Source organism: Streptomyces fuscichromogenes (assembly GCF_014645815.1).
GTDB classification, from domain to species: Bacteria; Actinomycetota; Actinomycetes; order Streptomycetales; family Streptomycetaceae; genus Streptomyces; species Streptomyces fuscichromogenes.
In genome coordinates, this window is sequence record NZ_BMML01000022.1 from 1 (window position 1) to 18,866 (window position 18,866).

General features: G+C 71.2%; 14 protein-coding genes and 2 pseudogenes. 7 read left to right on the plus strand and 9 right to left on the minus strand.

Annotated elements, in window-relative coordinates; all coding sequences use genetic code 11:
* Window positions 1–1,766: GDSL-type esterase/lipase family protein (locus tag IEZ11_RS36355; RefSeq protein ID WP_229713574.1), on the minus strand; the 1,766-nt coding region annotated here is incomplete at its 3' end.
* Between the two features lie 336 nt (window positions 1,767–2,102).
* On the opposite strand from IEZ11_RS36355, the pseudogene IEZ11_RS51345 reads away from it, so the two are divergent.
* Together IEZ11_RS51345 and IEZ11_RS51350 are read left to right on the plus strand one after the other, a co-directional pair.
* Window positions 2,103–2,435: pseudogene (locus IEZ11_RS51345) on the plus strand (acetoacetate decarboxylase family protein); the annotation flags it as partial.
* 39 nt (window positions 2,436–2,474) lie between these two features.
* Complete coding sequence (locus IEZ11_RS51350; protein ID WP_229713597.1) at window positions 2,475–2,792, plus strand: ankyrin repeat domain-containing protein; 318 nt, start codon at window positions 2,475–2,477, stop codon at window positions 2,790–2,792.
* A gap of 568 nt (window positions 2,793–3,360) precedes the next feature.
* Here the strand turns inward: IEZ11_RS51350 and IEZ11_RS51355 are convergent.
* Window positions 3,361–3,725: pseudogene (locus tag IEZ11_RS51355) on the minus strand (ArsR/SmtB family transcription factor); the annotation flags it as partial.
* A 592-nt stretch (window positions 3,726–4,317) separates the two neighbouring features.
* Window positions 4,318–7,185 carry an NACHT domain-containing protein gene (locus IEZ11_RS36365; protein WP_189267264.1) on the minus strand — a complete coding sequence of 956 codons (2,868 nt, stop codon included), beginning with the start codon at window positions 7,183–7,185 and terminating at the stop codon, window positions 4,318–4,320.
* A gap of 194 nt (window positions 7,186–7,379) precedes the next feature.
* Between IEZ11_RS36365 and IEZ11_RS36370 the strand changes: the two genes are divergently transcribed.
* Entirely contained in the window at window positions 7,380–7,760 is a 381-nt protein-coding gene (locus tag IEZ11_RS36370) for a hypothetical protein (protein ID WP_189267265.1), read from the plus strand.
* 748 nt (window positions 7,761–8,508) lie between these two features.
* Here IEZ11_RS36370 and IEZ11_RS36375 read toward each other — a convergent pair.
* Entirely contained in the window at window positions 8,509–9,396 is an 888-nt protein-coding gene (locus tag IEZ11_RS36375; protein ID WP_189267266.1) for a LysR family transcriptional regulator, read from the minus strand.
* Window positions 9,397–9,479: 83 nt separating this feature from the next.
* Between IEZ11_RS36375 and IEZ11_RS36380 the strand changes: the two genes are divergently transcribed.
* The 4 genes from IEZ11_RS36380 to IEZ11_RS36395 all read left to right on the plus strand — a co-directional run bounded on the left by IEZ11_RS36380 (window position 9,480) and on the right by IEZ11_RS36395 (window position 12,941).
* Entirely contained in the window at window positions 9,480–10,670 is a 1,191-nt protein-coding gene (locus IEZ11_RS36380) for a thiolase family protein (RefSeq protein ID WP_189267267.1), read from the plus strand.
* Window positions 10,667–11,338 (plus strand): 3-oxoacid CoA-transferase subunit A, encoded by a 672-nt coding sequence (locus IEZ11_RS36385; RefSeq protein ID WP_189267268.1) that lies wholly within the window; start codon window positions 10,667–10,669, stop codon window positions 11,336–11,338. The genes IEZ11_RS36380 and IEZ11_RS36385 overlap by 4 nt, the downstream gene beginning before the upstream one ends.
* On the plus strand, window positions 11,335–12,015 hold the full coding sequence (locus IEZ11_RS36390; RefSeq protein WP_189267269.1) for a 3-oxoacid CoA-transferase subunit B: 681 nt from the start codon (window positions 11,335–11,337) through the stop codon (window positions 12,013–12,015). The genes IEZ11_RS36385 and IEZ11_RS36390 overlap by 4 nt, the downstream gene beginning before the upstream one ends.
* 179 nt (window positions 12,016–12,194) lie before the next feature.
* On the plus strand, window positions 12,195–12,941 hold the full coding sequence (locus IEZ11_RS36395) for a GntR family transcriptional regulator (RefSeq protein ID WP_229713575.1): 747 nt from the start codon (window positions 12,195–12,197) through the stop codon (window positions 12,939–12,941).
* Window positions 12,942–12,985: 44 nt separating this feature from the next.
* Here the strand turns inward: IEZ11_RS36395 and IEZ11_RS36400 are convergent, their stop codons facing one another.
* From IEZ11_RS36400 to IEZ11_RS36420, 5 genes are read right to left on the minus strand one after another with little or no spacing between them, the layout of a single operon-like run.
* Window positions 12,986–13,765 carry an SDR family NAD(P)-dependent oxidoreductase gene (locus tag IEZ11_RS36400; RefSeq protein ID WP_189267271.1) on the minus strand — a complete coding sequence of 260 codons (780 nt, stop codon included), beginning with the start codon at window positions 13,763–13,765 and terminating at the stop codon, window positions 12,986–12,988.
* A 13-nt stretch (window positions 13,766–13,778) separates the two neighbouring features.
* On the minus strand, window positions 13,779–15,065 hold the full coding sequence (locus IEZ11_RS36405) for a substrate-binding domain-containing protein (protein WP_189267272.1): 1,287 nt from the start codon (window positions 15,063–15,065) through the stop codon (window positions 13,779–13,781).
* A gap of 43 nt (window positions 15,066–15,108) precedes the next feature.
* Window positions 15,109–16,158, minus strand: coding sequence for an ABC transporter permease (locus tag IEZ11_RS36410; protein ID WP_189267273.1), 1,050 nt, complete (start codon window positions 16,156–16,158; stop codon window positions 15,109–15,111).
* Window positions 16,158–17,138, minus strand: coding sequence for an ABC transporter permease (locus tag IEZ11_RS36415; protein WP_189267274.1), 981 nt, complete (start codon window positions 17,136–17,138; stop codon window positions 16,158–16,160). Before IEZ11_RS36415 ends, IEZ11_RS36410 begins: the two co-directional genes overlap by 1 nt.
* Window positions 17,135–18,676, minus strand: a complete 1,542-nt coding sequence (locus IEZ11_RS36420; RefSeq protein ID WP_189267275.1) for a sugar ABC transporter ATP-binding protein — start codon at window positions 18,674–18,676, stop codon at window positions 17,135–17,137. Before IEZ11_RS36420 ends, IEZ11_RS36415 begins: the two co-directional genes overlap by 4 nt.
* Window positions 18,677–18,866: the final 190 nt, after the last annotated feature.

An 18,866-nucleotide genomic window follows, 5' to 3' on the forward strand; every position in this document is an offset into this window, starting at 1 on the left:
TCGACCGACCCGTTGTCATTAAGCACCCAATAATCAGCCCTGCCATCACCGTTGTAGTCAGCGAAGCGCACACTGGCGCCAGGCTGGCCGACGCCGGACGCGATCTGCCCGAGCGCACTCCACCCGCCGGCGCCCGACTCGCATCCCGGTGCGTGCGGATCGGCCCCACCGCCGTCTTCAGGTGAGCCGGCGATGACCGTCAGCCCGTCCTGCAGGTAGGCGGCGTTCACCCCGGCGGCGAAGGCCCGGCCCATCCGCCGGTAGCCCTCGTCGTCGGGGTGCAGCGTGTCGGACAACTCGGCGGTGGTCACGGCGCCCTGGTCGACCAGGTACACGTGGTCGCCGGCGCTGTGCCGGCTCGCCACGACGGCGGGGATACTCGCGTTGTACGCGGAGATACGGGCGTTGACGGCCGCGTCCTTCGAGGGGACCAGGGTGGAGACCACCAGCAGCACGCCCGGGCGGTCCCGGACGATCTGGTCGATCAGCGCGCCGAGCCGGTCCGGGGCGGTCGCCACCGCATAGTTCTGGTTCATGTCGTTGGTTCCGATGTGCAGCGTCACCACGTTGGGATGGTAGGCGGTCAGCCACCCGTCGACGGCGGCGGCGATCTGGTCGATCCGCCAACCGGAGTGTCCCTCGTTGTCCGGGTCGGCGAGGTTCGACCCGGACTGTTCGGAGCCCACGGCGTCGTAGGTGAACCCGACCGTGGTCAGCGCGTCGTGCATCTCGGCCCGGTAGGCCGCCCCGGTCGAACTGCCGAGGCCGTAGGTGATCGAGTCGCCGAGCGCCATGAGTGTCGCCGGGCTGGGCGGTGGCGCCGGCGGCGGGTTGGCGGCCAGCCGCTGCCGCACCCACGTGATGACGTCACCGAACCACTCACCGACGGCGGCGGCCTGGCTCCCGATCCAGTTTCCCAGTCTGACGAACTGTTGCCCGATCCACACCAGCATGCCGGGCAGCCGGTTCAGCGCCCAGATGTTGCCGCCGCCTTCCCACAGGACCCCGCCGACGGCGGCCATGCTCGCGTTCAAGATCGCCGCCCCCCACTCCTTGCTGTCACCGAGCTTGTTGTCGAAGGCCATCAGCACGATCGCTCGGCCCATGGTGGCGGCGAAGAGGCCGAGGGCGGCGCATCCCGTCTTGATCAGGACTCCGATGGCGGCAGCCCCTCCCCCACTGGCGAGGACGGCGGAGCCGATACAGATGGCCCGGGTGCCGAACCCGACGCCGACCCCGACCGCCGCGGCAACCCACTGCTGCTTCCAGTTCGCGGCCGTGTGCACCTGATCCACGGGGATCGTCACGGTCAGCCCGGTGGCGGTCAGCGCGACCGTACCGTCGAAGTCGTTGAAGTCGGCGAGGCCGCCCTCAGGCAGCCCGGTCGGCGCTGACGCGATCTGGTCACGGACCTGCTCGCCCAGGGTCTCGCCGGACTGTGTGACGGCGTCGACCTCCTGCTGCAGGGTGGCCCGGTCATAGGTGACATCGATATCGAAACTCATCACGATGTCGGAGTCGGTGGTCGCCAGGGTCATCCCGGCCGGCAACGAGCGGCCGAGTGACAGGCGCGGCAGCCCGGACTGCGCCTGGGCACCGGCGGCGGTTCCGACCAGCGTGGTGAGCGATACGAGAACGAGAACGGCGGCTATGGCAGCGCGGACGTCGGCCGTCCCGTGACGGGGACGGCGAACAGCGGTCGCGAATAAACGGATCACCGGCACATCTTCGAACGCGTACGGCACGCAGGACATGTGCACGGGCACCACATCTCCGGGGCACGGCTGTGCCCGTGCACAACGGGATTGTGTGTCAGTGGCCTTGTCGGATCCGGGTGATGTTCATCCGTGGTGGACCCCCGCCTCGCGCACGTCGGCGGCCCGGCGGCCGGCCCTCTGCATGAACTGGAGAGCGGTGCTTCGCTCGTCACGTCGGTCGTCGTCACAGGCGAGCCGTTGGTTGCGGGACCGAAGAACCACACCGGCTTTTGGGTAGCCGCACATTGTCGGTCCCGCACGCATCGAAGAAGACTGCTTGTCGCTGGACATGGAATTGCGTCGGAGCACATCGACGCTCCGAGAACAGTCCGCCAGGAGAGACGAATGCATCAGGGTTATACAGTCCCGTTGTCCCCGCGTGGCGTCGCGAATCTGGCGACGAAGCCTCCATGGCACTACGCCGGTGTTGTCGTCGGGGCGGAGTTCTGGACCGATCCGGCCGCCGCGGCGGCGACCCTCCCGGAGGGCCTCACACCCGACCCGTACTCGGCGGGACACGGGACGGTCCTGTTCATCGACTGGCAGTTCTCGGGCAGCCGGGACGAGTACCTCGACGCCGCGCGGAGCCAGTACCGGGAGTTCTTCGTCCTGCCGGACGCCTGCTGGCAGGACAGGCCGGTTTCCTGGTGTCCCTACATCTACGTGGACAACGACCACGCGGTGGCCGGGCTGGTGCGGCAACGGTTGAATGCCGCCATGGGGAACACCTGGACACCGGCCCATCAAGCGGTGGAGGACGAGGACGCACAGTCCTTGGCTCAGCTGCTGGCCATGGGAGCCGACCCCGATGAGGTATGCGACAACATGACGCTCCTGACACACGCCATCGACATGGAAGGGGATGGAGCCCTCCAAAGCGGCAGCTCGCTGACTGTGCATACCACCGCAGTGCTCCTGGCCTTCGGTGCTGACCCGCAGCTCCCGGACCCCGACGGGCAGACGCCCATGGACCTCGCCCTTCACTACGACCATGACCTGGCAGTCAAGCTGTTGCAGCGGCACATCAGCGAGTGACGCGCCGCAGGCAGATGAGGGTGCACAATCCCGAAAGACACCAAAAGACTCATCTGCGTGTGCAAGAGGCGGTAGTTACCTCATCACTGCAGCTCAGCGCACCCAGGTAGACAACTTCAAGGAGATCTCGTCGTCCTCCCGGCTTCGCGCATCACACTCCGTCTCGAGCGGGACCCTCTCCGAATCCGGCTTCGCCCTGCTCACGACCAAGATCCGGACCGTATACGGGCCAGAGCCCGCCGCCCCTGCTTCAAAGCCCGCATTCGTACTGGTCAGAGCCATGTACGGCGTGTACCACCAGCAGACGAAGAACATTCCTTGTTCGTACAGCCCCAAGAAGCTCGGGTTCTTCTGGAGCCCGAAGTCGGTTACCTGGAGCCATCGTCGTGCTCCAGGTAACCCGACACGACAACCACGCTGTGCAATCATCCCGACGACTTGCGGGACCGAATGGACTCCGGGTGAATCCGCCGGGCCGAACCGCGGGCCAGACGGCGCCCCTGTGGGGGCACTGGCCACAGAGCCCAACTGGCTGACCGTCGACAGCAGTGATCGACTGCCGCCGGGTTCAGCGCAGCACGGCCGACAGCAGGTCCGTGCCCGGCATCGTCATCGCGGGCAGGTACAGGGCGCAGTGGACGTGGCGACCGCGCCGCCGGGCCGTGAGCGGTCCGGCGCGGCACGGCGAGATGGCGGGAGACCTCCGGGGGCGAAGGCTCCCAGGCGTGGGCGAGCTCGCCGGTGGTGTGGGGGCCGCGGGCCAGGGTACGCGGCGGGCCGCAGCCGTACCGGGTGCGCGAGCGTCTCAAGCCTCAGCCCGACGGTCTCCAGCGGCACGAGGTCCGGCGGGCCGGCTTCCGCCACGGTGTACCGCACCACCGGCTGCTACCCGGGCACGCGGACCACGATCAGCTGCGGGCGGCCGAGCAGAGCCTCGAAAGCACGGGGCAGCGGGTCTTCCCACGGCCGGCATCCCCCGGTGTACGCGGCGGCGAGGTGACGGTGAGGCACCTCAGTCGCGACCCCGCCGAGGCGAGAACTCTCAGACCGCCACCCGGCAGCCGTCGGCGTACTCCACGTGCAGGAGCCTGTCCGACCTGGCGAGGTGCAGCTCGATCGGGCGGTCGGTGAGCACCACGGCCTACTTCATCGGCCACCGGCTGCGCCGCCAGCCGACCGGCGCAGATCGCCGGCCGGCAGCCCGTGACGGATCGCACGAGCGGCGAGCAGGCCACCGAACGGCGATTCCATCCACGCGACGGTCCGCGGAATCAGCCCAAGACCCAGGAAGCCTTTCGCCGCGACCGGCTCGGCAGCGGGTACGCGGCCATCGCGTTCACGTGTTCGGCGACACCATGCTGCTCACCCAGACGGTCGGCCCTCCGGAGCCGCGCGGCAACAAGTACGTCCCGGTCCGGTTGTGCCAACCTCCGCTACGTCCTGGACTGTCACCCGCTCGTACGACGTCGTCGTCTGCCTGCGTCAGGTGCGGGCCGTTCGTCTCTTGAGCGAGCCCTGCCCGCCGTCACCGCAAACTCCGTGCCGCGGGCCGGGCTCCGCCGGCGTCGGCGTTCCGCGCCGCGAGCCGCTGCTGGAGGCACAGATGGCGGAACTCGTAGTGCGCGCCCGACTGGCGCAGCACCCCGCGCCGGTGCGCCTCGTCGAGGAACCGCATGAGCCGCCACGGCGCGCGCCCCGTCACCGCCAGCCAGACCCGGGCCACCCCGAGTCGGCCCCAGGCGCTCAGCGCGGCGGCGGCAGGACCGATCGTCGTCCACAGCTCGGTGGGCATGGTGTTCCACAGGCTGCCCGTGGGCACGGCCCAGGCCAGTGCCAGGCAGGTCCCGCCGGCGAGCACGGCGGCAAGTGCGCTGCGCGCGAGCGCGGCCGCGCGATCGGTGCGCAGCGTGCCCCGCGGGCCGGTGGCGCGCATGTTGTCGGAGGGGACGCTCAGGGCACGGTGGACCCCGGCCGCGCAGCCGCCGACGGCCCCGATCAGCAGACCGAACGCGGCGAAGGGGACGACGGCGTCCCGGACGACGACGAGCGTGGGCCGCTGCGCGAGCCACAGCCGGACCGGCTGCGGCAGGGTGAGCACCACGTTCCAGGCGTCGGCAGGGGGACGGCCCGGTGAGGTGAGCACCGGCCCCTCGCTCTCCATACGGATCCGGACCCTGTCGTAGACGGGTTCGGGCACCCGCCCCTTGTACGCGATGTCGGCGTTCCTGGGGATCGCGAGCGGCTCGGCCCCTTCCCCGTCGTGCAGCAGCAGGAAGGGGTACGGCTTCGTGGAGGTGGCGCTTCGGATGCCGTCGGCCGACATCCGGACGTGCCAGTCGCCGATCACCCGCTCACTCGCGGGCGCGGCCACCGACCGGATCTCGTGGGCCGCGAAAGCCCCGATGACGCCGCCGAAGACCACGGAGGCGAGGACGCCGAAGGCCTGACAGAGGAACAGGCCGCGGAGCAGCCCGCTGCCGAAGCTCCGCAGTACCGCTGTCGGGACCCTGTACGGGGCCGTTGCCCGTTTCCCGTAGCGCTGCGCCGCCAGGCACAGCATCGTCCCGGCCACGACGCCGGTCACGGCCAGGAGCACATGCCGCCGGCCCACCGCCAGCGGAACCAGGCCGACGAGGGCGAGCGCAATGCCCAGCGCACGGCAGGTTCCCCGCCTGTTCGGGCCGCCGCTCCAGGGCAGCGCCATGGGGGACGGGCGGCCGGACAGGCCCGCGACGGCGAACAGCATCGACACGATCAGCCCGAAGAAACATCCGTTGAGGAACCAGACGGGCTTCGGCGTGATCGCATCGCTGAATCGCAGGCCGACCACGGGCGGCACCACCAGCCCGTACGCGACGCCGACTGCGGTCACCGCCACGGTCAGTGTCACCGCCGTACGACCCAGCTCACGTGGACCCCGCCCGACGCCCGGCCTGGAGGGAAGGAGGAAGGCGAGCCCGAAACAGAGGCCCAGGAGAAGACCCGTCAGATGGACGAGGACGGACGGTGAGAGACGCCAGTCACGGGTGGCGCCGTCCCCGTAACCGGCCAACGGCACCAGCCAGAACGCCGTGAGCAGCGTCAGCACGGCAGGCCCGATCACCCGCATCGCCCTCGGCATCGCCGTCGGGAGCTCCCACCAGGCGAGCCGCCAGATGCCGTGCACCCGGTCGCGACCGCCCACGTCCCGGGCGAGACAGCGCAGCCAGCGGTGCGCCGCCTCCGGATGCCAGGTGCCCCGCGCATCGCCGAAGGCAGCCGGCACGAAGGCGTCCAGGAGGTGCTCCTCGATGTGTTCGGCGGTGGCGAACCGCCCGGCGTCGAGGAGTTCCGCGGGATCGCGGCACCGGTCCCCGTACACGGTGCGGGCCAGGGCCACCATCAGCGGCGAGCGGAGGACCTCGGACAGCGGCACGGAGGGAGCCGCCAGAACCGGCGTCCAGACGGTGGAACCGTCGCCGCGCGAGGGTGTCGTGCACTCCAGATAGGCACGCACGGTCGTGAAGTCCAGCGGGCGCAGTTCCACGACCTCGGCGGCGGTCACGACGTCGCCGGCCTGCACGGCTCGGGCCCAGTCAGTGGTGCGGCAGGTGAGCAGGACGGGCAACCGGTCGTCCAGTTCGGCGTTCAGGCGCCGCAACGCCTCCCCCCGCACCCGCTCGGGAAGCTCGTCGAGGCCGTCGAGCACGGGCAGTACGAGACCGGCTTCCAGCAGTTCACGGGCCGACGTGCACGCCCCTCCGCCGGTACCCAGCGGCCGGTACTCCGTGGCCAGCCGCTCCGCCAGCCACTCGCGCAGCCCGGCGGAGCACGGGTCCCAGCTCGCGAGGGCGAACAGCACCGGCACGCGGTCCCCCGGCCGCCGCACGGCGAGCATCCCCAGCACGAACCGCACGGCGAGGACGGTCTTCCCCGCCCCCGGACCGCCCAGCACGACCAGTCGGCGGGAGGGGACGCTCCTGAACGTCTCGACGATCCGCTCGAGACGCTGGTCGCCGTCGCGAGGCTCGGGCAGCACAGGCCCGCGCCGCACGTTCCGCCGGTGGTCCGCGAGCGGTGGGCCCACGCGGGACCAGCGGACGCTCAGCGGCTCCGGGTCCTGCAGCCGCCGTAGCCGGGCCTCGGCCGCCCACTGGGCCTGAACCGCCTCGGCGAGTTCATCGGCTCTCCGCCGCCGTTCGCCAGGTGTCCCGTCGCCCGCGGGGGCCCGCAGCAGGTCGGCCACGAGGGCACAGACCGAGACGAACGCCGAGATCGCGGAGATCCACATCGACGCTTCGTCGTTGTCGCCGTCCCCGCTCGCCAGTACCGCGGTGAGCGCGACGAGTGCCGCCGCGACCACCCCGAGTCCGACGCGCCGTCGCACTCGTGCCTCGCCGAGTGGTGTCCACATGGCCTGCCCCGTGTCCGCGCTCCGCCGTCCCAGGTGAAACGAGGCGTCGGGCGTCGGCGTACCGGTGCGGAGGGAGGCACACGGAAGCACGACCGGCCCACTCATCACAGTTCAAGCCGGATGCACCCGCCCTGGTCGAGGGCCTGCGCCGGCCGTCGGGTACGCCGCCGGACGGCAACGCCCGGGGCATCTCGGTGCGGCTGGAGGCGTTCGACGCGCTGGAGACGCACTTCGGCGAGACCCGCCAGGAACCGGCCGGCGCCGACGAGGCCCGTGACAGGCTGCCGCGGCTCCTCGGGTTCAGCAACGTCACCTTCTTCGAGGATCATCCGAACAAGGTCAAGTCGGCCGGCCAGGACAGCATCCGCGGATACGTACTCTCCGACGGGATCGACGCCAACGGCCGCGTGATCGGGTTCGCCTACCGGGGCGACCCCGCCGAGCCCGACGGGACGGACGTATTCCTGGACGAGACCCGGGTGGACCGGTCCGCCCACGCGACACTGCCTCACCGAGGGCCTCGGCCTACCCTGCGTGCTACGCGACCCTGCCCGCCTCGCTCCGCACCCACCTGACGACGACGTCCCGTGCGGCGCGGACAGCGGGGGCGGGGGTGTGACCCCGCTCGACGGCCGACCCGGACGGCAAGGCCGACGTCCCGGATCTCGACGCGCTGCAGCAGTTCGCGATGCGGCCCAAGCTGTTCCGGCGGATCGTGCCCTGCCTCGTGGCGGGAGCCACCGACGTCAACGGCTTCGACGCCTGGCTCCGGAGCGACCCGGTCCACCGCGACGATCCCCTCTTCCTGCTGGACCGGGGCGAGTACGGCAACCTGCACGACGTGATCGAAGCCGCGGGCCAGGACATTCAACTCACGCTCTGGCCGGAGGACTTCATCATCAGCCCCACCCCGCACCGCAGGGGAGGGCAACCACCCCGCCCCTACAAGCAGCGGTCGTCACGGTCCTGTGATGAACCCCGGAGGATCCTCGCCGGCCGCGCGCCGTTCAAGTCACTCAGCGTGAAGCCCACGGCGGCGGGCTTCACTGCACTGCCGCCACTGAGGACGGCTCTCCCGGGGAGAGTCCGGCAGGTCCGCACCGCAGCTGCACAACGTCATGACGTAGGTCTCCACATGGCCGGGCCCTCCAGCCGCCGGTCCGGACCTCCCGCAGCACGAAAGACGGTACCCGCACCCGCGGGGCGGTTCACACCGAGCATGGCGGCGCGGACGGCTTCGCTGCGGCGGGAGGCACGGGTACTGGCTGCGGGGCACCTGAACCACCCCGATCCGGCAATCCGGGACGAAACAACGGGGCGTGGTCAGCGCTTGATGCTGTGTTTGACGATCGCCGCGACCCGTTCCGTGACCGGCGAGTGCCGCTGGGCCCGCCGGGCGAGTCCGAGCGTGACGGTCTCGGTCTCGGTGAGCGGCGCGTAGGCGACTCCGTCGAGGGCGAGGCTCTGCACCGACTCCGGGACCAGCGCGACCCCGTGGCCGGCCGCGACGAAGACGACCAGAGTGGAGGTCTCGCCCACCTCGATCAGCGGTGCCGGTACGAAGCCGGCGCGGGCGCAGGCGTCGAGGACCCGGCCGTGCATGGACGAGCGGTCCCGGGACGGATGGACGACGAAGGGCTCGTCGGCGAGTTCCCCGAGGGGGATCCGGCTCCGGGCCGCCAGCCGATGGCCGGCGGGCAGGGCGGCCACCAGCCGTTCGGTCCGCAGCGGCGTGAAGGCGATGGTGGTGTCCGTCAGGGTGTCGGAGCGCAGGAGGGCAAGGTCGTAGGTGCCGTTGCGCAGGCCTTCGACGAGTTCGGGGTTGAGCAGTTCACCGCGCAGTTCGAGGGCCACGTCGGGGAGTTGCGCCCGTACCGTACGGGCGATCTGCGGCAGGAGGTCGTACGTGGCCGTGCCGACGAACCCGATCGACACGCGGCCCGCCCGGCCGGCGGCCAGCAGTGCCATCTGCTCGTCGGCCCGTTCGACCTCGGCCAGGATCGAGCGCGCGTACGCGACCAGATGGCGGCCGGCCTCGGTGAGCTCGACCCGCCGCGTGGAGCGGGTGAAGAGCGTCGTGCCGAGTTCCCGCTCCAACTGCTTGAGCTGCTGGGAGAGCGCGGACTGCGCCACGTGCAGCCGCTGGGCGGCGCGGCCGAAGTGGCACTCCTCGGCGAGGGCGAGGACGTAGCGGAGATGCCGGAGCTCCATGGACCCATTTTATCTGACTCAGTGATCAATCATGAAGGAATAGGTATTGGACGAGATCAATGTCCGGAGCCTACGTTCGATCCATGGTTGCCAGCTTCGTTTACAGCGCAGTACGCACGCCCTTCGGCCGGTACGGCGGGGCGCTCGCCGAGATCCGGCCCGACGACCTCGCGGCCACCGCCGTCACGGGCCTGCTGGACAAGGTGCCCGCGCTCGATCCCGCCGCGATCGACGACGTGGTCTGGGGCAACGCCAACGGCGCGGGTGAGGACAACCGCAATGTCGGCCGGATGGCCGTCCTGCTGGCGGGCCTGCCGACGACGGTGCCCGCCACGACGGTCAACCGGCTCTGCGGCTCCTCGCTCGACGCGGCGATCATCGGCTCGCGCGCCGTGGAGAGCGGCGACGCCGACCTCGTCCTCACCGGCGGGGTGGAGTCGATGACGCGGGCGCCGTGGGTGCTGCCCAAGCCGTCCCGCGCGTTTCCCGCCGGCCACACCACCGCCGTGTCGACCACCCTGGGGTGGCGGCTGGTCAACGACCGCATGCCGAAGGAGTGGACCGTCTCCCTGGGCGAGGCCAACGAACAGCTCGCCGAGCGGTTCACCATCCCCAGAGAGCGTCAGGACGAGTTCGCCGCCCGCTCCCACACCCTCGCGGACACTGCCTGGGACTCCGGCTTCTACGACGACCTGGTGGTACGGGTCGAGGCCGGCGGCGAGTCCCTCCTCAACCGCGACGAGGGGATCCGGCCCGGATCCACTCCGCAGAAGCTGGCAGGCCTCAAGCCCTCCTTCCGTCCCGACGGCGTGATCACCGCCGGCAACGCCTCGCCGCTCAGCGACGGTGCGTCCGCCGTGCTGATCGGCTCCGAGGCCGCCTCGTCCCGTGTCGGCGTCGCGCCACTGGCCCGGATCGCCGGCCGCGGGGTGTCGGCGCTTGAACCGCAGATGTTCGGGTTCGCGCCGGTCGAGGCGGCCGAACGGGCCCTGAAGCGGGCCGGGATCTCCTGGTCGGACGTGTCGGCGGTCGAGCTCAACGAGGCCTTCGCCGTGCAGTCCCTGGCCTGCGTGGACGCCTGGAAGATCGACCCGGCGATCGTGAACACCAAGGGCGGCGCGATCGCCCTCGGCCATCCGCTCGGCGCCTCCGGCGGCCGGATCCTCGGCACGCTGGCCGCGCGGCTGCGCGAGTCGGGGGACCGGTGGGGGCTGGCCGCGATCTGCATCGGCGTCGGACAGGCGCTGGCCGTGGTCCTGGAGAGTGCGGCATGAGCGTCCGGGTGTGCGCCGATCCCGACGAGGCCATGGCCGGGATCGAGGACGGTTCGACCGTACTGGTCGGCGGATTCGGCATGGCCGGTATGCCGGTCGAGCTGATCGACGCCCTCATCCGGCAGGGCGCGACCGAGCTGACCGTGGTGTCGAACAACGCCGGCAACGGTGACACCGGGCTGGCGGCGCTGCTGGACAAGGGCCGAGTGCGCAGGATCGTATGCTCGTTCCCCCGCCAGTCCGACTCGTGGGTCTTCGACCGGCTCTACCGCGAGGGACGCATCGAGCTGGAGGTCGTTCCGCAGGGCACCCTCGCCGAACGGCTGCGCGCGGCGGGGGCCGGGATCGGCGCGTTCTACTCGCCCACCGGGGCCGGTACTCCGCTCGCCGAGGGCAAGGAGACCCGGGAGATAGCGGGACGCACGCATGTCCTGGAGTACCCGATCAAGGGCGATGTCGCGCTGATCGGCGCCCACCGGGCCGACCGGATGGGCAACCTCGTCTACCGCAGGACCGCCCGCAACTTCGGGCCGGTCATGGCCACTGCGGCGACCACGGTCGTGGCCCAGGTGCACGAGATCGTCGACATCGGAGCACTCGATCCGGAGGCAGTCGTGACCCCCAGCATCTACGTCGACCGCGTCGTCCGGGCGGTGTCCGCGGCATGAACCCGACGCCCCCACCGCACCCCGTCGTGGAGCACCTCGACCGCGGGCCGCTCACCAAGCACGAGATGGCCGCCCGGGTGGCACGCGACATCCCGCACGGCTCCTACGTCAACCTGGGCATCGGCCAGCCGACCCTGGTCGCCGACCACCTTCCCGACGGGGCGGGGGTCGTGCTGCACACCGAGAACGGCATGCTCAACATGGGACCGGCGGCCCAGGAGGGCGAGATCGATCCGGACCTCACCAACGCGGGGAAGATCCCGGTCACCGAACTGCCCGGAGCCGCCTACTTCCACCACGCCGACTCCTTCGCCATGATGCGCGGCGGCCACCTGGACATCTGCGTGCTGGGCGCCTTCCAGGTGTCCGCGGCCGGTGACCTCGCCAACTGGCACACCGGCGCCCCCGACGCCATCCCGGCCGTCGGGGGAGCGATGGACCTGGCGATCGGCGCCAAGCGCGTGTTCGTGATGATGAGCCTGTTCACCAGGGACGGCGCCCCCAAGCTGGTCCCGGAGTGCACCTACCCGCTCACCGGACTCCGCTGCGTCGACCGTGTCTACACGGACTTCGCGACCTTCCAGGTCGGCTCCGGGGGCGCCACCGTCCTGGAGACCTTCGGCATCTCCTTCGCCGACCTCGCCGAGCGCCTCGACGGCCCGCTGTCCCGGCGTTGAGTCGTCCCGACAGCCCGTAGACCCGTCATACAATCACGGGGAAACACGGCGTCCATGCTCGGGCGCGGAAGAGCGGAGCGCGCCGCCGTGTGTCGCCGGCGCGAAAACTCCGGATGAATTCGGCCCCGAACCACCGAGGACCGCTGGGTTGTACGATCGCCTTACCGTATCCTGGTCGGGTGACCGTATCAGGCAGCTCTGGACCCCGCAGCTCCACCGAATCCGTCGATCTGGCCGCCCAGGTGGGCCGGGTCGCCGCGCCTCTGCGGCAACAGGTGCTCGATGTGCTGCGGCAGGCCATCCTCAGTTTCCACTACGCGCCCGGTCAGCGGCTGATCGAGCGCGAGCTGATCGAGGAGATCGGCGTCTCGCGCACCACGATCCGTGAGGCACTGCGCGAGCTGGCGGCCGAGGGCCTGGTCAGGACGATCCCGCAGAAGGGCGCCGTCGTGGTGGTGCCCTCGCCGCAGGAAGCCCTGGAGCTCTACGAACTGCGCGCCGCCCTGGAGGCGCTCGCCGTGCGCAGGTTCACCGAGGTCGCGTCGGCCGAGCAGGTGGCCGAGCTACGTGCCGCGTTCGAGCAGCTGGCCGAGGCCGTGAGCGGCGACGGCGACACGCTGCGCATCCTCAAGGCGAAGGACCACTTCTACGACGTCCTGCTCCGCGGCTGCGGCAACCGCTCGGTGCACTCGACGCTGGGGGGTGTCCAGGCCCGTCTCAGCCTGCTGCGTGCCACCTCGCTGGCCCAGCCCGGCCGCAGCGCTCGCAGCGTGCAGGAGTTGCGCACCATGGTCGAGGCCATAGAGTCGCACAACGCCGAGACGGCCGTGCGCGCGTGCAACCACCACGTCGAGCAGGCGAAGCGGGCCGGGCTGGAGGGACTGTCCGCCCCCAGCGGACTGCCGTTCAGCAACGTCTCACGCTGAACAAGGAGCTTCGACCGCCGTTCGGTGCGGAGATCCACCCGCTGTCATCGCATGACGTATCCGCCGTTCGGTGAGAGCGTCTGCCCGGTGTAGAAGGCCGACTCCTCGCTCGCGAGGAACAGAATCGTGTGCGCGATCTCCTCCGCGGACGCGGCCCGGCGCAGCACGCCCAGATCCACCACCGCCCGGCGGATCCGTTCGTCGCCCGGCAGCATCGGGGTGTCCGTCGCCCCCGGGGCCACCGAGTTGACCCGGATCCCGTCGGTCGCCACGAGCGCCGCCACCGCCCGGGTCAGCCCCAGCACCCCCGCCTTGGAGGCCGGGTACATGGCCGGCAAGGGGAAGTCGGCCAGCGCGCCCGTGCTGGAGACGTTGACGATGCTGCCGCCCGGCGGGGAATTCCGGCGCATCAGCCGCACGGCGGCCCGCACGGAGTAGAAGGTGCCGGTCAGGTTCACCGCGACGACGTCCGCGAAGTCCTCGTCGGTGAGGTCGCAGAGGTCGGCCTGCGCCCCGGCGACACCCGCGGCGTTCACCGCGACGTCGAGCCGTCCGAACTCGGCGTGAGCACGCTCGTACGCGGCGTCCACCGCTGCGCTGTCCCGTACGTCGGCGCCGACCGCGACCGCGCCTTCGCACCCGGCGACCGCGCGAGCCGTCCGCTCGGCGTCGAGGTCCACGGCCAGGACCCGGGCGCCCTCCTCGGCGAACCGGCGGACCGTGGCCAGCCCGATGCCCGAGGCCCCGCCGGTGACCAGGGCGACCTTCCCGGCGAGCCGGCCGCCGGCGCACTGCCGGCGGCCACCACTCGTGGTCACGCTCATGCGTGCCCGGTCCTCAGCTCTGCGAGGGGTTGTCGAAGAACTGGTCGAGGTAGGACTGCGGCATCCACGCCTCGCCGTCCTCGACCTCACCGAGGTCGCTCACCTTGGCGCCCGCGGGCAGGTAGTCGGCCAGGTTCGCCTTGGTGATCACCGACGGTTCGCGGGTGATCGTGCCGACCTTCGGGCCGTCACCGGCCATCACCATCATCCCGACGGTGAACCAGGCCTTCGCCTCCTGGGTGCCGTTGCCGCCCGTACCGGCGGTCTCGTAGCCGTCGGCCGTCTCCAGCTTCTTCCAGGACGCGAGCGACGAGGCGGACGCGCCGGCGTCGACCACCTTGGGGGTGTCCCGGCCGGTCGAGTCGAAGGCGGCGTACACGCCGGAGCCCATGACGCCGAGCTGCGCCACCATGTCTATCTGCTGCGGGTGGCTGGCGAGGAACTTCAGCAGCTCGGCCTTGGCGACCGGCGGCACGAACGCGCCGTTGACCTGGCCGAGCACCTTCAGGTCCGGGCAGGCGGCGAGGACGTCCTTGACGGCCTGGTAACCGATCGTCTCCGTCGACAGTCCCTGGAAGCCGCGGACGATCACGACGTTGCCCTTGCCGTTCAGCTGCCCCGCGACCAGGGCCGTCGGCGCGGCGATGTTCAGGTAGGCGTTCTCGGCCACGTTGACCGCGTACTTGGACCGGATGGTCGAGCCGAGCGCGACCGTGACCACGCCCTTCTTTCCGGCCGCGTCGACCGCCGAGACCATCGCGTCGCCCGAGAGCGGGGTGATGTAGATGATGTCGACGCCGGAGTCGACCAGCTCGTTGTAACCGCGGATCTGCTCGGCCGGGGTCATGGTGGCCGGGTCGGTCATGATCCGCTTGACGAGCTTGCCCTGGACCAGGCCGTCGGCCTTGGCCGCGGCGAAGCTGGTCTCCACCTGCTTGATGACGGCGCCGGCGAACGCGTTGGAGGCCGGCAGGTAGGAGAAGCCGACCTTGGCGGCACGGCCGAGCGCCTTCTTGTTCTGCCAGGCGCTCGCGAACACCTCCTCGCCGTAGGCGTTGTACGCCTTCTGCAGATCCGCGGGCAGTGCCTTGACGGCGCCGTCGGGGTCCTTGGGCGCGATGGTGGGCACCTGGCCGCAGGCCGCGGACGCCGTCCCCTCGGCGTCGGTGGCGGCGCCGCTCGCGCCGGCGGCGACCGTGCCGCCGGACCCACCGCAGCCGGCGAGCAGGGCCGTGAGGACGACCCCGGTGGAGGACGCCACGACGCGGGTACGGGCGCGGCGGTAGGTGGCTCTGTTCATGAGGGTGCCTTTCAGGGAGGGCCGGAGGAGCGGGGAGACGGGTTCAGACCTGGTCACGGAGCCTGCGCTCCCGGCCGTAGAGGGCCATCGCGGCGAGGATGACCACGCCGTTGAGGATCTGCTGGTCGGCTTCCTGGAAGCCGAGGCCGACCAGCACGGTGGAGACGGTGGTCAGCAGCAGCACACCGACGGTGGTACGGGTGTAGCTGCCGGGGCCGCCGAACGCGGTGCCGCCGAGGACGACCGCCGCGATGCTCTGGAAGAGATAGGGGTTGCCGAGCCGGTTGTCGACATTGCCGGCGAAGCCCGCCAGGACGACACCGGCCAGGATCGCGAGGGCCGCCGAGACGGCGTACACCGTCACCCAGACCTTGCGGGTGCTGATGTGCGCGAGCTCCGCGGCCACCGGGCTCGCCCCGGTGGCCAGCAGCCGCCGGCCGGACCGGGTGCGGTGCAGCAGCACGGAGACGGCGACGACGGCGAGCCCCCAGATGACCACGACGGGCGGCACGGGGAGACCGAAGGTGGACGACATGGGGGCGCTGAGCCGGACCACCCAGCCCGGTGCGCCCGCGCCCGTGCCACCACCGCTGAGGACCGCGGTGACCCCGACGGCGATCGAGCCCGCGGCGAGCGTGACGATGATCGGGTGGATGGCGAAGCGGTGGCACAGATAGCCGACGAGGCCGCCCGTCGCGCCGCCACAGACGACGGCCAGGACGAGCATCACGGGCAGCGGGACTCCGGGGACGTCGCCGAACTGGGTGACGGTGACCGCGCCGGCCACGATGAACCCGGCGAGGGACAGGTCGATCCCCCTGATGAGGACGACGAGCGTCTGGCCGATCGAGGCGAGGCCGGTGAGCGCGCAGAGCACGAGCACCGACCGCAGGCTGGTCGGGTCGAGGAAGCCCGGCATGGCGGCCGCGCCCCAGCCGAGCACGGCCACGGTCAGCAGCAGCTGGACGAGCGGGAACCGCCGCTGGAGGGAGAGGAGGCGCTGTGCGGCGGACAGGCCCTCGGGGGGCGCCGGTGCCGTGATGTCCGGGGCGAGGGGGGCGGCCGTGTCGAGGGAGCCTTGCTGGGTGGTCATCATCGGCCTTTCTTCACTTCGCGGGCCGCGATCGCGCCGAACAGCACCGCGCCGACGAGCAGGGCGCCGTAGATCACCTGCAGCCAGGTCTGCGACACCTGGAGCACTCCGAGCAGGCTCTGCAGCAGGTAGATGGCGGCGGCACCGGCGAGCGCGTTGGCGATGCCGCCGGCCCCGCCCTGGAGCGGGAGGCCGCCGAGCGCCACGGCGGCGATCGCGATGAGGGTGTACGAGCCACTGGTGCCGGCCTCGGCCGTGGACGCGAGGCCGATGAGGACCAGGCCGCCGACCGCGGCCATCGCGCCGCCGAGCGCGTAGGCGAGCACCCTGACCGCGCCGACGGGCACGCCACTGGTGAACGCCGTGACGTCGTTGCCGCCCACCGAGCGCAGCAGGCTTCCGTACGTGGTCAGCCTGCTGACCAGCAGCCAGAGGGCCGCGGGCACCGCCAGCGCGACGAGCCCGCCGGGGACCGGCCCCATCGAGCCCGCGAAGCCGGCCATCCAGCTGCCCGAGATGGTGGTCGGGCTGGGGGACAGTTTGAGGTCGAGCCCGGTGAGGACGAAGAACATCGCCAGGGAGACGACGATCGGCTGGAGCCGGCCCACGACGACGAGAAGCCCGGTGACGGTACCGACGACCGCGCCCACCAGCATCAGCAGGGGCAGGGCGACGTAGCCGCCGAGGCCGCCCGGCTGGAGCCGGGTCGCGTAGAGCAGTCCGCTCAGGGTCATCAGCGGGCTGACCGACAGGTCGATGCCGCCGCGCCCGCTCATGATCGAGGGAACGCTCGCCATGGCGGCGATGCCGAGCGGGGCCACGGCGGCCAGCTGGGCGGTGACGCCGAAACGGGGCTGCAGGGCGAGGTTGGCGATCAGGAGCGCCGTCGCCAGGGCCAGCGCGAAGAGACAGGTGTGCCGGGTGAAGTGGGCGCCGGGGCTGCGGCGGATCGCGGGAGCCCGCTGGTCGACGGCGCTCACGCGGTCACCGCCGCTCCGTCGAAGAAGGCGTCGACGAGCCGTTCCCGGTCCAGTTCCGTCCGGGCGAGTCCGGCGGCCAGGGAGCCCTCCCGGAACACCAGGACGCGGTCCATCAGCTCGACGTGCTCGTCGACCTCCGAGGACAGCATGACGACGGTCAGTCCCTGTGCCGACAGCTCGCGCAGCAGCCGGTAGAGGTCGCGTTTCGCTCCCACGTCGATTCCCCTCGTAGGATCGTTGAGCAGCAGGATCTCCGGGTCGGCGGCCAGCCAGCGGGCGATGACGACCTTCTGCTGGTTGCCGCCGCTGAGTGTGGTGACGGCGTCCGACGAACGGCCGTACTTGATGGCGAGCCGCTCCACGTAGTGGGCGAACCGCCGCTCGGCGGCGGCCTCGGACAGCAGCCCCCCGCGGACGTCCCGGTCGGCGGTGGCGACGGCGAAGTTGTCCAGGATGGACATCCACGGCAGGATCGACTCCCCGCGCCGGTCCCGGGCGACGTAGGCGATGCCCAGGTCCCGCGCCCGGCGCGGATCGGTGACGCGGTGCTCGCCGTCCCCCTCGGTCCGCACCACGCCCTCGGTGTCGCCGTGTCCGAGCAGGAGCCGGAGGAACTCGTCCTGGCCGTGCCCCTCCAGGCCGGCCAGCCCGACGATCTCGCCGCGGCGGAACTCGGCGTGGCAGGGCTGACCGCCGGGACGCAGCCGGGAGCCCGTGACCCGCAGGACGACGGGGCGTTCGGCCGGGTCGCAGGCGGCGGGCTCCGAGCTGTCCGCGGGCGGAACCAGGTGGGCGCCGCCGGTCATCAGCCGGATCATCTCGTCGTGGTCCCAGTCGGCGCCGAGGGTGCCCACCGTACGGCCCGACCGGAGCACGGTGACGCGGTCACCGATCTCGCGGATCTCGTCCATCCGGTGCGTGATGAGGACGACGCTCATGCCCTGTGCGGCCCGCTCCTTCACCAGGGTGAACAGCCGGGTACGGGTGTCGAGGTCGAGGGCCGAGGTCGCCTCGTCGAGGATCAGCACCCTGGGGTCGCGCAGCAGCGACCGGGCGATGCCGCAGGCCTGGCGGTCGCTGAGCTGGAGCGAGCCGAAGGGGGCGTCGAGCGGCGGAGGCGTGACCAGCAGCGCGGCAAGGACCTCCGCCGCCTTCTCGCGGCGGCCGGCGTCCCGTGCCACCGGGCGCAGCGGACGGTCCGCGCCGAGCCACAGGTTGTCCAGGACGGTCCGGTTCTCGACGCCGAGTACCTCCTGGAACACGGTGTCGATGCCCGCGCGGAGCGCCTGGGCGGGGTTGCGGGGGGCGAAGGCCCGGCCGCCGACCGTCATGGAGCCGGTGTCGGGGCGGTGCACTCCGCTGAGGATCTTGACCAGGGTGCTCTTCCCCGAGCCGTTCTCCCCCACCAGGGCGTGTACCTCGCCGGGGAACAGGCGCAGGGCGGCATCCTGCAGGGCGACCGTCGGACCGAAGTGCTTCCGTAGGCCGTCGACCGCCAGGACGGCTTCCGGCCCGGTTGTGAGCGGGTGGGTCGGCACTGACCCCCTCCTGACTTGGGTGAGGCAGGGAACCAGACTGTGTGATTGTCGTCTGGTCATACAATGCTTGGACTGCGAGGAGGACCGTAGCGTGCAGGGAATGCGACGTCCAGAGGTAACGCCACAGGTAATGCCTGATTGTCGTCTCGTCATACAAAGAGTACGGTTTCTCGAAACCGACACCCGGGCG